This window comes from Pseudomonas rhizoryzae (genome assembly GCF_005250615.1).
GTDB lineage: Bacteria > Pseudomonadota > Gammaproteobacteria > Pseudomonadales > Pseudomonadaceae > Chryseomonas > Chryseomonas rhizoryzae.
On the sequence record NZ_SULM01000005.1, the window covers coordinates 175,317 to 187,799 of the forward strand.

Genomic DNA, 12,483 nt, shown 5'->3' on the forward strand with positions numbered 1-12,483 from the left:
GTTACCCGCCGCCAGCCAGCCAGGCACGCCAGCCGCCGTGGGCGGTGATGTCCTCGGCCCCCGCCAGGCCATAGGGCTCGCAGATGAAGCCGGTTTCCCAGCTGCCGTCGGCCAGTTCCACCTTGCCCAGGCCGAGCGGGGCGGGGATGCCGGTGAGGAAGCTGCCCAGCTCGCTGCTGGGCAGTTCCCAGACCTCCACTTCGATGGCCGCGCCGTCTTCGGCGACCCGCACCATGCCGGGCCGCAAGGGCGGTCCGCCGGCCAGGGCGTAGAGGCGATAGCGCGGGGCGCTCCGGGTCAGGGCCAGGCGCCGGGCGCCGCGGGCGAGTAGTTGGCCATTGAGTGGCAGGCCTTGCAGATGGGCGCCGCAGACCACCAGGCGGGCGCGGTCATGGCGGGCGACGCGGGCCGGCAAGGTGGCGCTCGGCAGCGCACCGCCCACCAGCGGCAGGCCCTGGGTCTCTTGCAGCGCCGCCGCCAGGCTGAGCAGGTACTGGTCGGTGAAGACCCGGCCGAACAGCGTCACACCCCAGGGCAGGCCGTTGCTCATCACCCCGGCGGGTACCGCCACCGCCGCATAGTCCAGCAGGTTCATGAAGTTGGTGTAGTAGCCGAGGTCGGCGTTGCGCGCCACCGGCTCGGCGGCCAGCTCCGCCAGGGTGACCGGGCGCGGATAGGTCGGGGTGAGCACGCAATCCAGCTCGGCCAGCAGCGCATCGCACTGGGCCTTGAGCGCCTGCAGACGGTAGCCGGCGCGGAAGGCGTCCACCGCCGAGGCACTGGGCGCCTTTTCCAGCACGGCGCGGATCACCGGCAGCACCGCCTCCGGCTCGGCTTCGATCAGGGCGCCGGCCACGCTGTAGCGCTCGGCCACCCAGGGGCCCTCGTAGAGCAGGCGGGCGGCTTCCAGAAAAGGCGTGAGATCGAGCGGCACGGCTTCACCACCCAGGGCTTCCAGCTGTGCCTTGGCCGCTGCGAACAGCGCCGGGCTTTCCGGGCAACCGAGGAATTCCAGCTGGGTCGGCACGCCGAAGCGGAAGGGGCGCGGGGTGCCGAAGGCGCTGGCGTCGTTCCACTGCGGATTGGCACGGCTATAGGGATCGCGCGGGTCGGGCTTGGCGCCCAGGGCCAGCAACTCGCTGGCTTCGGCGGCGGTGGCGGTAAAGAAGGTCACGCAGTCGAGGGTCTGGCAGGCCGGTAACACGCCGGCGGTGGACAGCAGCCCCTTGCTGCCCTTGAGGCCGACCAGGTTGTTCAGCGCCGCCGGCACCCGGCCGGAGCCGGCGGTATCCGTACCCAGGGCGAAGCTGGCGACGCCCAGGGCCACGGCCAGCGCCGAGCCGGCGCTGGAACCACCGGCCGGATAGTCCGGATGGACGCTGTTGCGGCAGGCGCCATAGGGCGAGCGGGTACCGTTGAGACCGGTGGCGAACTGGTCGAGATTGCACTTGCCCAGGGGCACGGCGCCCAAGGCCACCAGTCGCTCCACCAGGGTGGCGGAGCGCTCGGGCACATAGGCATAGGCCGGGCAGGCCGCCGTGGTGGGGATGCCGGCGAGGTCGATATTGTCCTTGAGCGCGAAGGGGATGCCGTACAGCGGCAGCTCGGCCGGATCGCGGCCGTCCAGTGCGGCCAGATAGGGCTCCAGCTCTTCCGGGGTAAGCAGGTGGATGAACAGCCGATACTCGGGATTCAACTGCTCGGCTTTTTCCAGCAGTTCAGCTACGAGGGCCCGTGGCGTTTGGGTACCGGCGGCATAGGCGGCGCGCAGGGTGGCGAGGCGCAGATCAGATGTCATGGCGGCTTCCTTCAATTCTGGTCGATGACGAGCAGGCGCTGGCCGGCGCGGACCGGCGAACCGGGCTGGACATGGAGATCGCGAATCCGGCCGCTGCAGGGGGCGAGCAGGGGGATTTCCATCTTCATGGATTCGAGGACGAGCAGCGGCTGGCCGGCTTCCACCTGATCGCCGGGCTGGACCTGGGCCTGCCAAAGATTGCCGGCCACCGGACTTTCCAGCGCCTGCTGACCAGCGCTGAGCGGCGCATCCGTGGTCGGCTCGGCCAGGGGCTCGACGCTGTCGAAGTGCGCCTGGCCGGAGTCGATCCAGCGTTGCCGCTCGGCGGCGAAGGCGGCTTGCTGGCGGCTGCGGAAGGCGGCGATGCCCTCGGCTTCGCGGGCCAGGAAGGCCTGATAGTCCGCCAGCGACAGCTCGCTGTCCTCGATACGCAGCGGCACCCGCCCCAGGGGGAAATCCGCCCGGATGCGCAGCAACTCTTCCGCCGAGACTTCGTAAAAGCGGATCTGGTCGAAGAAGCGCAGCAGATAGGGTTGGCCCTGGAAGGCCTCGACCTCGCGATAGCGATTCCACATCTGCAGGGTGCGCCCGACGAACTGGTAACCGCCCGGTCCCTCCATGCCATAGACGCACAGATAGGCACCGCCGATGCCCACCGAGTTTTCCGCGGTCCAGGTGCGCGCCGGGTTGTACTTGGTGGTCACCAGCCGATGCCGTGGATCGAGCGGGGTAGCCACCGGTGCGCCGAGGTAGACGTCCCCCAGCCCCATCACCAGGTAGCTGGCGTCGAAGACGATGCGCTTGACCGCCTCCAGGGAGTCCAGGTCATTTACCCGGCGGATGAATTCCAGGTTGCTCGGGCACCAGGGCGCGTCCTTGCGTACCGTGGTGGCGTACTTCTCGATGGCCAGCCGGCAGGCCGGATCGTCCCAGGACAGTGGTAGATGGACGATGCGCGAGGGTACCCGCAGATCCTGGGCGTCCCCCAGGGCCTGCCAGCAGCGGGTCACCGCCGCCAACAACTCGGCCAGCGGCAGCGCCTCGGGCTGGTAATGCACCTGCAGCGAACGAATGCCGGGGGTGAGTTCGCGCAGGCCGGGCAGGGCCAGCGCGGCCAGTGCCTGCATCAGGCCATGGCCGCGAAAGCGCAGGGCCAGGTCCAGCTCGGGCGGGCCGATCTCCAGCAGTAGATGGGTATCGCCGGAGAGCCGGGCCACCAGTCGTTCGGCGCCCTGGCCCAGGTCCAGCACCACGGGATCGCCACGCTCGGGGGTAACGGCGATCTCCGCCTGCGGCTGCAGACTGCTTTCCTCGGTCAGGCGTACCTGTTGCAGGCGCCGCGCGGTCGCCAGGTCCACCGGCAGAAAGCGTACCCGGTCGCCGGCCTTGAGCTGGCCGAGTTGCCAGAGATCGGCCTCGATCACCGTGACCGGGCAGACGAAGCCGCCGAGGCTCGGGCCGTCCGGGCCGAGGATGACCGGCATGTCGCCGGTGAAGTCCACGGCGCCGACCGCATAGGGATTGTCGTGGATATTGGAGGGATGCAGGCCGGCTTCGCCGCCGTCCTCCCGCGTCCATTGCGGCTTGGGCCCGATCAGCCGCACCCCGGTCCGGCTGGAGTTGAAGTGCACCTCCCAGTCGGTGGCGAGGAAGAGGTCGAGATAGGCCGGGCTGAAATAGTCCGGCGCGCCGTGTGGACCGTAGATGACGCGCAGGGTCCGGGTGGTGGGCAGGCGAGTGGTCAGCGCCTCCGGCAGCCGGGCGCCCGTGCTGGGATCGTTGAGCCTGTGCAGATGGAGCACGTCACCGGCGCGCAGGGCGCGGCCACCGTGGCCGCCGAACTGGCCAAGGGTGAAGGTGCTGCGGCTGCCCAGGTATTCGGGTAGATCCAGGCCCCCGCGCAGGCAGAGATAGCTGCGCGCACCCGCACCTTCGATGGCGCCCAGTTGCAGGGTGGCACCGGCCGGCACGCGGAAGACGCTGTCCATGGCCTGGGGCTGGTCATCCAGCAGGATCGGCAAGGGCGCGCCGGTAACCGCTACCACGGCCGCGGTGTTGAACCTGAGGGTCGGACCGGCCAGGGTGATTTCCAGGGCGGCGGCGCGCTCGTCGTTACCCAGCAGGCGATTGCCCAGGCGCAGGGCACGGTCGTCCATGGGGCCGGACGGCGGAATGCCCACCGACCAGTAGCCGAGCCGACCGGGCGCATCCTGCACCGTGGTCTGGGTGCCGGCGCTGAGCACCTCCAGGGTGGTGGCCTGGTAGCTGAGGCCTTCCAGGCAGCGGGTCCAGGGGTTGCCTGCGGCGAAGGGCGCGGCGGCGAGGATCTGCCGCAGATAATCACGATTGGTTTCCACGCCGTAGAGCTGGGTCTTGGCCAGGGCCTGGTCGAGGCGCTGGCGGGCAGCCTCGCGGTCGGGCGCCCAGGCGATGATCTTGGCCACCAGGGGATCGAAGTAGGGCGGGATCTCGCAGCCAGCCTCGACCCAGGTATCCAGGCGCAGGGCGCGGCCGTCCGCGGCCGGAAAGTCGACCTGGGTGAGCAGGCCTGGGCTGGGCTGGAAGTCACGGCCCGGATCCTCGGCATAGAGGCGCGCCTGGATGGCATGGCCCGAGGGGTTGAGCGCTTGGGCCAGTTCGGCCAGCGGCGGCAGTTCGCCGGCCGCCAATTCGATCATCCAGCGCACCAGGTCGACGCCCCAGACCTGCTCGGTGACCCCATGCTCGACCTGCAGCCGGGTGTTCACTTCCAGGAAATAGAAGCGGTCGGCGGCGCTGTCGTAGACGAACTCCACGGTGCCGGCACTGCGGTAACCCACCGCGCGGGTCAGGGCCAGGGCGGCGGCGCAGAGCGCCTCGGCCATGCCGGCCGGCAGGTTGGGCGCGGGGGTTTCTTCCAGCACCTTCTGGTTGCGCCGCTGCACCGAGCAGTCGCGCACTCCCAAGGCCAGCACCTCGCCCTGGCCATCGCCGAACACCTGCACCTCCAGGTGCCGCGCCCGCTCGATGTATTTCTCCAGGAAGACGCCGGCGTCGCTGAAGTTGTTCTGTCCCAGGCGGCGCACCGTTTCGAAGCCCTCGCTCAATTCGCTGGCCGAACGGCAGACACGCATGCCGATACCGCCGCCGCCGGCGGTGCTCTTGAGCATCACCGGATAGCCGACCTGCTCGGCAGCGCTCAGCGCGGCGGCCAGGTCTTCCAGCAGCTCGGTGCCTTCCAGCAAGGGCACGCCCTGGGCGCGGGCCAGGGCGCGCGCGGTGTGCTTGAGGCCGAAGGTGCGCAGCTGCTCCGGGGTAGGGCCGACGAAGGCGATGCCGGCGGCTTCGCAAGCTTCGGCGAAGGCGGCGTTCTCCGAGAGGAAGCCATAGCCGGGGTGGATGGCCTGGGCGCCGCTCTGGCGGGCCACGTCGAGCAACTTGGCGGTGTCCAGGTAGGTGGCGGCGGCGCCCTCACCGAGGCTGAAGGCCTGGTCGGCACCGCTGACGTGGCGGCTGGCGCGGTCGGCTTCGCTGTAGACGGCGACCGAGGCGACGCCCAGCTCGCGCAGGGTGCGTTGGATCCGGCAGCCGATGGCGCCACGGTTGGCGATGAGCAGGGTGGTGAACATTCGAGGCATCCTCGAAGATGGCGGGCCGTCCCGCCGGGTAAGAGCTCTTGGGGTCGTCCCCGAGAGGCGCAAAGGCTGATTGAGGCTGGCGCCTAGACTAGTAGCGCCCGGCGCGTAGCTCGCAGAAGCGCTGGAGGCGCGGGCGCAGCCAGTGCCAGAGGCGCGTGGTACGGCTCAGTCCCATATGAGCACCTCCGCCGGCGTGGGATTCCAGCCATTGCAAGGGTTGTTCAGCTGCGGGCAGTTGGAGATCAGCAGGATGACGTCCATCTCGGCACGCAACTCCACGTACTTGCCGGCGCCGGAGATGCCGTCCTCGAAGGTCAGGCCGCCGTCGGCGGTCACCGGCACGTTCATGAAGAAGTTGATGTTGGCGCCGATGTCACGCTTGCCCAGGCGCCCGTCATGGCCCCCGGCGCAGAGGAAGTTGTCGCGGCAGCTGTGCATCTGGCGGCGGTCGAGGGCGTAGCGGACCGTGTTGCTTTCCTGGGAACAGGCGCCACCCAGGGTGTCGTGGCGGCCACAGGTATCGGCGACGATGGTCAGCAGGGGATTGCCGAGGTTGGAATAGAGCACGCTGCCGGTGGACAGATACACCCGCCCCTGACGTCTCAGGGTGCGCTGGGGATCGTAGCGCTCCTGGGGGTTGGCGGCGGCATAGAAGAGGGTGTCCACCGCCTGGTTGCCTTCCAGGTCGTGGATGCGCAGGGTCTGGCCGGCCTTGATTTCCTTGAGGTAAGGCGCCCCGGCGGGCAGGACGGCGCGGTAGCTGGCCTCTTCCGGGCGTTTGGTGCTGGCGTTCAGGGTCATGGCGAGGCCTCAGACGAAGTAGCGGGCGGTGTTCTGGAAGGCGCGCTCGTTTTCCGGGCGCGAGGTGCGGCAGCCCTCGGCCACCTCCGGCGTGGCGCGCAACTGGGCCAGATCGATCGGTCGCGGCGCATAGACCGGATCGGGGTCCAGCGGATGCTGCAGGGCGGTGAGCACCACCAGGGTGTTCATGGGCGCATAGAGCTCGACGACATCGCCGGCGCGGGAATTGCCCGGAACGAAGCTGAAGGCGCCCTCGGCATCCACGTCGACCCTGCTGAACAGATTCAGAGTCATCAGCAGGTCTTCGAGGCCCAGGCCCCACTTGGCCAGCTCCACCAGCAGGTTGTCGGTACCGTTGCGGTGGAAGCCGTTGCGCAGCTCCTGGTAGCGACCCTCGCCGTACTTTTCGGCCACCTCCGCGGCATTGGCCACGCCGCCGAAGCTGTCGTGCCAGCCGCAGGTGTCCCGCACCAGCGCCGCCAGCACCCGGCCCATGTCGGAATAGAGGCAGTGGCCGGCGGTGAGGCGGGCGGTGTGCTGGCCCTTGAGGGTATCGGGTAGGTTCAGGCGTTCGCTGCGGTCGTCGGCATTGAACAGCAGCAGGCTGACGTTGGCGCCGCCCTCCACGTCGGTCAGGCGCAGGATCTGGCCGCGGCGGAGGATGAAGGAGGCGGTACCACCGCCGGGAATGCGTTCCTGGTAGAGCACGTCGTCAGGCATGGGTGACCTCGTCAGGTAAGGGCCGGCCGCACCGTCGCCGGAGCGACGGTGCGAGTCTTGGCGGTCAGGGGAATGTCGTAGGTGATGCGGGCGCCATAGGCACCGGGGGCTTGCGGGTCCTGGCGGACCTTGTCGAACACCAGCACCCGGGTGGCCAGGCTGAAGCCCTCGTGCAGGTCATGGGTAACCATGAACACGGTCAGCGGCCGCTCGTGCCAGAGTTCCAGCAGCAGGGCATGCATGTCCTTGCGAATGCCCGGATCCAGGGCGCCGAAAGGCTCGTCCAAGAGCAGGATGCGCGGCCGGACGATCAGCGCCTGGGCGATGGCGAGACGCTGCTGCATCCCGCCGGAGAGCTGGCCCGGATACTTGTCCAATGCCTGGCCCAGGCCCACCCGTTCGAGCAGCGCCGCCGCCTGGGTGCGCGCCTCGCGTTTGGCGCCGCCCAGTAGCCGGCCGAGCAGGGGAGCCTTGGGCAGTTCCAGGCCCAGGGCGACGTTGTCGAGCACGGTCAGATGGGGAAACACCGAATAGCGCTGGAAGACCACACCACGCTCGGGGTCCGGCTCCGCCGACAGCGGCCGGCCATCGATGCGGATCTCGCCGCGGCTGGGCCGCTCCTGGCCGAGCAGCAGCCGCAGGAAGGTGGACTTGCCGCAGCCGGAGGCACCGACCAGGGCGCAGAATTCACCCTCGCGCACCTGCAGGTTCAGGCCTTCCAGGACCACCTGCTCGCCATAGCGCTGCCAGAGATTGCTGACCTCGATCATCAGCGCGCCTCCCCGAACCAGGGAAAGGCGCGCCGGGTGAGCAGGCGCAGTCCCGCATCCAGTAGCCAGGCCAGCAGGGTGATCCAGGCGACATAGGGCAGGATCACGTCCATCGCCAGATACCGCCGCACCAGGAAGATGCGATAGCCGAGGCCATCGGTGGAAGCGATGGCTTCGGCCGCGATCAGGAACAACCAGGCGGCGCCCAGTTGCAGGCGCAGGGCGATGAGCAGGCGTGGCAGCAACTGCGGCAGCACCAGCCGCAGGATCACCGTCCAGCTGTTGGCGCCCAGGGTCTGGGCCTTGATCAGCAACTCCCGCGGCAACTCCCGGGCGCGCTGATCCAGCTCGCGGATCAGTACCGGTGTCACCCCGATCACGATCAGCATGACCTTGGCCAACTCGCCCAGGCCGAAGACGATGAAGAGGATCGGCAGGATCGCCAGCGGCGGGATCATCGACAGCACCGTGACCAGCGGTGACAGCGGCGCTCCCATCAGCGGCAGGCTACCGGCGGCGATGCCCACCACCAGGGCGATCAGCGCGGCGATGCCCAGGCCGATGCCGAGGCGTTGCAGGCTGGCCAGGGTGTCCTGCCAGAAGGGGTAGCCACCGGTACGGACGTCGGCGGTGAAGGCCAGGCGCTGCATCGCCTCGGCCATCTGCGCCACGCTCGGCAGGAGCTTGTCGCTGGGGTTCTCCGCCAGCCGTGTGGCCGAGCCGACCAGATAGAGCAGGGCGAGCAGGGCGAAGGGCAGCAGCACCAGCAGGAGCCGGCCGCCACGGTCGGGATGCCGATTGATGAAGCGCATGGGAGTCTTCCTCGCGACCGGGCTCAGAGCTTGCCGTCGGCAGCCAGCTGCACGAAGGTCGGGTCGAAGCGCAGCTTGACGTTGTGGGCGTCGCCCGTGGTCTTGCCGCCGGGATAGGCGATGCCGATGGCGTCGGCGCTGGGTGCGCCCTGGCCGAGCAGGCCGTGGTCGAAGGAGAACTGGGCGATCCGCTGCATGGTGGCGGGCAGCGCGGGGTCCTTGACGAAGGCGACGGCCTCGGCGGGCGTGCTGAACAGCCGGGTGTTGTCCAGTTGCGCCTGGAAGCCGGCGAGGTCGGTGCCCGAGGCCTTGGCCATGGCTTCCAGGGCCGCCTTGCCCTTGGCATCGCCAGACTTCATCAGCGCCATCATCTCGAACCAGGCACCGGTCAAGGCCTTGCCCAGGGCCGGGTTATCCTTGAGCGTGGCCGTGTTCACCACCAGCATGTCGAGGATCTCGCCGGGAATCTTGCTGGAGTCGAACACCTCGGTGATATCCGGCTGGGCCTTGATCTCCGCCAGCAGCGGATTCCAGGTCACCACGTTGCGCACGTCAGGCGTCTGGAAGGCGGCCACCATGTCGGCGTCGGAGGTATTGACGGTGGTGAGGTCCTTTTCACTCAGGCCCACGGTCTGCAACGCCCGCGCCAGCAGATAGTGGGAGACCGAGAATTGCACCAGGTTGACCTGCTGGCCCTTGAGGTCGGCCAGGGTCTTGCCCTTGCCCTTCATCACCACGCCGTCGTTGCCGTTGGAGTAGTCGCTGACGATCAGCGCCGTGCTGTCCACGCCGCCCGCGGCCGGAATGGTCAGGGCGTCCATGTTGGTCATGGCGCAGCCATCGAACTGGCCGGCGGTGTATTGATTGATGGATTCGACGTAGTCGTTGAGCTGCACGACCTCGACGTGGATGCCGTACTTCTTGGCCCACTTGTCGATGATGCCCTGGGCCTGGGCTTCGCCCCAGGGCATCCAGCCGGCGTAGATCGTCCAGCACACCTTGAAGTCGTCACGCGGCGCCGCCTGAGCGGTGGCACCGAGCAGCAGGGAACAGCCGAGAACGAGCGAGGCGAGCAGGGGATGGCGCATGGGACCTCCAATAGGATGGACGACGGGACAGGAGCACGCGACTGGCGCTGTGTCTCCCGGGCTTTTGTCCCGCCGTGTAACCCCATCAGAGGTCGACGACTCTCGGACCAGACACTCGCCTTGGCGAGCCGGAACCCTAGTCATCCATTGCAAATTGTGGTGCATCAAACCGGCTGGCCGGTGCTCCTGCACGCTCTAGGCAAAGCCAGATGCGTGCCAGTTGTCGCCAAGGCCCGTGGCTAGTGGGATGGCGCCGGCTGGAGAAGGCGGGAGAGGGCGAGTGGCGCTCCATTGCAGTGCGCTTGGGAAGAGGCTACGCACTGCTTTGATTCACCGTCTTCGCTCAGCACCCGAGCGCCTCGACCAGTACGTCGCGAAAGGCCGCCACCGCCGGTGGCAACTCTCGACCGGCCATGCTCTGCAATTCCACCCGCCGCGCCGCCAGGCCTTCGTCCAGCAAGGCCAACGACACCCTGGTCTACGCCTCCGATACCGAGCCCGAGAACGTCAGCCCCTATCACAACGATGTCCGTGAGGGCGTCATCCTGGCCCACCTGGCCTGGGACGACCTGATCTATCGCGATCCCAAGACCGGCCAGTATCTGCCGATGCTGGCCACCCACTGGGAGCAGGTCGATCCGCTGACCATCGATTTCGATATCCGCCAGGGCGTGACCTTCCACAACGGCGATCCCCTCACCGCCGACGACGTGGTCTTCACCTTCAACTACGTGACCTCGCCCGAGGGCAAGGTGGTCACCCAGCAGAACGTCAACTGGATCAAGAGCGCCGAAAAGCTGGGCGAGTACCGGGTCCGCCTGCACCTCAAGCAGCCCTTTCCCGCTGCCCTGGAATACCTGGCCAACGCCTTGCCCATCTATCCAGCCAAGTACTTCCAGCAGGTGGGCCTGGCCGGCTTCGCGCAGAAGCCGGTGGGTACCGGTCCCTACCGCATCGTCTCCGTCACCAGCGGGCAGGGCGTCAAGCTGGAACGCAATCCCAACTATTTCAAGGACAGCCCCCAGGGCCAGCCACGCATCGGCCATATCGAATTCCGTGTCATCCCCGATCCCGAGACACGCCTGGCCGAACTCATGACCGGCGGCGTCGACTGGATCTGGCGCGTGGCGCCGGACCAGGCCGCGCAGCTCAAGGCAATCCCCAATGTCACGGTGGAAAGCGGCGCCAGCATGCGCATCGGCTTCCTCAGCATGGATGCCCAGGGCACCTCTTCGCCGGATTCGCCCTTCGCCAAGTTGCAGGTGCGCCAGGCGGTCAACTACGCCATCAACCGCCAGGCCATCGCCAGCCAACTCATGGGTGGTGGCAGCCAGCCGCTGCAGGTGGCCTGCTATCCCGAGCAGTTCGGCTGCGGTGCCAAGGCGGTACCGGGCTATCCCTACGACCCCGCCAAGGCCAAGGCGCTGCTCAAGGCCGCCGGCTATCCCAATGGCTTCAGCACCGAGCTGTTCGCCTACCGCGATCGCGACGTGGCCGAGGCGATCATCGGTGAACTGCGCGCCCTGGGCATCGACGCCAAGCTGCGCTACCTGAAGTACGCCGCCCTGCGTGACATGCAGCGCGCCGGCAAGGTGCCCATGGCGCTGCTCGCCTGGGGCTCCTTCTCCATCGCCGATGCCTCGGCGTCCACCGGCGTCTATTTCAAGGGCAATGCCGACGACGTGGCCAAGGACCCGCAGGTGATCGACTGGCTCAAGGAAGCCGATACCTCCATGGACCCGGAGGTGCGCAAGGCCGACTACCGCAAGGCGCTGCAGCGGATCGCCGCCCAGGCCTACTGGGCGCCCTTGTTCAACTACTCCGTGAACTACGCCTTCAACTCGGACCTGGCCTTCCAGCCCTATCCGGACGAGTTACCCCGTTTCGCCCTGGCGCACTGGAACTGATCCGTCCCGGCGCCCCCGGTTAGGGCGCTGCCATTCGAGGAACCGAGCATGTCCGGCTATCTCCTGCGTCGCCTGGGTATCGCCCTGGCCGTGGCCTTCACCGTTTCGCTGATCAGCTTCTGCCTGCTGCACCTGTCCGGTGACCTGGCTACCGCCATCGCCGGTCCGGAAGCCACCGCCGAACAGATCGAGGTGGTGCGCCATCAATACGGGTTGGACAAGCCCCTGCCCACGCAATACGTGGAGTGGGTGGGGGATCTGGCGCACCTGGACCTGGGGCAGTCGTTCTTCTTCCAGGAATCGGTGCGTGACCTCATCGCCACCCGGCTGCCCATCACCCTGACCCTGGGCGCCATTGCGCTGGCGGTGGCCCTGCTACTCGCCATCCCGCTCGGCGTGCTGGCGGCGGTCAAGCGCGACACCTGGGTCGACCGGGTGGCGCTGACCCTGGCCACCTTCGGCCAGGCGATGCCCAGTTTCTGGTTCGCCCTGGTGCTGATCGTCATCTTCGCGGTCAACCTGCACTGGCTGCCGGTCTCCGGCAACACCAGCTGGAAGAACTTCATCCTCCCGGCGATCGCCCTGGGCTACTACGCCACGCCTTCGCTGATGCGCCTGACCCGCGCCGGCATGCTCGATGTGCTGGGCGCTGACTACATCCGCACCGCCCGCGCCAAGGGCCTGGGCCCGGCGCGGGTGCTGTTCAAGCACGCCTTGCGCAATGCGCTGATCCCGGTGGTAGCCCTGGCCGCGGTGGAATTCGGCTTCATGCTGGGTGGCTCGGTGGTGATCGAGGCGGTGTTCTCCCTGCAGGGCATCGGCCAACTGGCCTGGGATGCCATCGCCCGCAACGACTTCCCGGTGGTGCAAGCCATCGTCCTCTTGATCGCGCTGATCTACATCGTGCTGACGCTGGTCGCCGATCTGCTCAACGCCATGCTCGATCCGCGCATCCGCGTGCGCTAGGAGG

The 12,483-nt window shown here is 68.1% G+C and carries 9 protein-coding genes, 1 pseudogene and 1 riboswitch; of the genes and pseudogenes, 2 read left to right on the top strand and 8 right to left on the bottom strand.

What is annotated here, in order from left to right; all coding sequences use genetic code 11:
- Position 1 precedes the first annotated feature (1 nt).
- From atzF to FAZ11_RS24965, 8 genes and pseudogenes are all read right to left on the bottom strand, one after another.
- Complete coding sequence (gene atzF, locus FAZ11_RS09415; RefSeq protein WP_058773082.1) at positions 2–1,798, bottom strand: allophanate hydrolase; 1,797 nt, start codon at positions 1,796–1,798, stop codon at positions 2–4.
- Between the two features lie 11 nt (positions 1,799–1,809).
- Positions 1,810–5,406: an urea carboxylase gene (uca, locus tag FAZ11_RS09420; protein ID WP_058773083.1), complete on the bottom strand. Its 3,597-nt coding sequence runs from the start codon at positions 5,404–5,406 to the stop codon at positions 1,810–1,812.
- Positions 5,407–5,580: 174 nt separating this feature from the next.
- Positions 5,581–6,216: an urea amidolyase associated protein UAAP2 gene (locus tag FAZ11_RS09425; protein WP_058768870.1), complete on the bottom strand. Its 636-nt coding sequence runs from the start codon at positions 6,214–6,216 to the stop codon at positions 5,581–5,583.
- Between the two features lie 9 nt (positions 6,217–6,225).
- Positions 6,226–6,936 carry an urea amidolyase associated protein UAAP1 gene (locus FAZ11_RS09430; RefSeq protein ID WP_058768869.1) on the bottom strand — a complete coding sequence of 237 codons (711 nt, stop codon included), beginning with the start codon at positions 6,934–6,936 and terminating at the stop codon, positions 6,226–6,228.
- An 11-nt stretch (positions 6,937–6,947) separates the two neighbouring features.
- The gene (locus FAZ11_RS09435) at positions 6,948–7,706 is read right to left on the bottom strand and encodes an ABC transporter ATP-binding protein (protein ID WP_058761915.1); all 759 of its coding nucleotides are present in this window, start codon (positions 7,704–7,706) and stop codon (positions 6,948–6,950) included.
- Positions 7,706–8,518, bottom strand: coding sequence for an ABC transporter permease (locus FAZ11_RS09440; RefSeq protein WP_137279197.1), 813 nt, complete (start codon positions 8,516–8,518; stop codon positions 7,706–7,708). The genes FAZ11_RS09435 and FAZ11_RS09440 overlap by 1 nt, the downstream gene beginning before the upstream one ends.
- Before the next feature lie 23 nt (positions 8,519–8,541).
- Positions 8,542–9,606 carry a putative urea ABC transporter substrate-binding protein gene (locus tag FAZ11_RS09445; protein ID WP_058768867.1) on the bottom strand — a complete coding sequence of 355 codons (1,065 nt, stop codon included), beginning with the start codon at positions 9,604–9,606 and terminating at the stop codon, positions 8,542–8,544.
- Between the two features lie 51 nt (positions 9,607–9,657).
- Positions 9,658–9,757: riboswitch (guanidine-I (ykkC/yxkD leader) on the bottom strand.
- 192 nt (positions 9,758–9,949) lie between these two features.
- Positions 9,950–10,054, bottom strand: a pseudogene (locus FAZ11_RS24965) (LysR family transcriptional regulator); the annotation flags it as partial.
- Between FAZ11_RS24965 and FAZ11_RS09455 the strand changes: the two are divergent.
- Positions 10,020–11,513 (top strand): ABC transporter substrate-binding protein, encoded by a 1,494-nt coding sequence (locus FAZ11_RS09455; protein ID WP_058768866.1) that lies wholly within the window; start codon positions 10,020–10,022, stop codon positions 11,511–11,513. The pseudogene FAZ11_RS24965 and the gene FAZ11_RS09455 sit on opposite strands and share 35 nt — an antisense overlap.
- Positions 11,514–11,561: 48 nt before the next feature.
- Positions 11,562–12,479 (top strand): ABC transporter permease, encoded by a 918-nt coding sequence (locus FAZ11_RS09460; protein WP_058768865.1) that lies wholly within the window; start codon positions 11,562–11,564, stop codon positions 12,477–12,479.
- The last annotated feature ends 4 nt before the right edge of the window (positions 12,480–12,483 follow it).

What these genes read in the sequence shown, in the direction of transcription:
- atzF (WP_058773082.1), bottom strand. Translation starts at nt 1,798, where the DNA reads ATGACATCTGATCTGCGCCTCGCCACCCTGCGCGCCGCCTATGCCGCC.
- uca (WP_058773083.1), bottom strand. Translation starts at nt 5,406, where the DNA reads ATGTTCACCACCCTGCTCATCGCCAACCGTGGCGCCATCGGCTGCCGG.
- FAZ11_RS09425 (WP_058768870.1), bottom strand. Translation starts at nt 6,216, where the DNA reads ATGACCCTGAACGCCAGCACCAAACGCCCGGAAGAGGCCAGCTACCGC.
- FAZ11_RS09430 (WP_058768869.1), bottom strand. Translation starts at nt 6,936, where the DNA reads ATGCCTGACGACGTGCTCTACCAGGAACGCATTCCCGGCGGTGGTACC.
- FAZ11_RS09435 (WP_058761915.1), bottom strand. Translation starts at nt 7,706, where the DNA reads ATGATCGAGGTCAGCAATCTCTGGCAGCGCTATGGCGAGCAGGTGGTC.
- FAZ11_RS09440 (WP_137279197.1), bottom strand. Translation starts at nt 8,518, where the DNA reads ATGCGCTTCATCAATCGGCATCCCGACCGTGGCGGCCGGCTCCTGCTG.
- FAZ11_RS09445 (WP_058768867.1), bottom strand. Translation starts at nt 9,606, where the DNA reads ATGCGCCATCCCCTGCTCGCCTCGCTCGTTCTCGGCTGTTCCCTGCTG.
- FAZ11_RS09455 (WP_058768866.1), top strand. Translation starts at nt 10,020, where the DNA reads ATGCTCTGCAATTCCACCCGCCGCGCCGCCAGGCCTTCGTCCAGCAAG.
- FAZ11_RS09460 (WP_058768865.1), top strand. Translation starts at nt 11,562, where the DNA reads ATGTCCGGCTATCTCCTGCGTCGCCTGGGTATCGCCCTGGCCGTGGCC.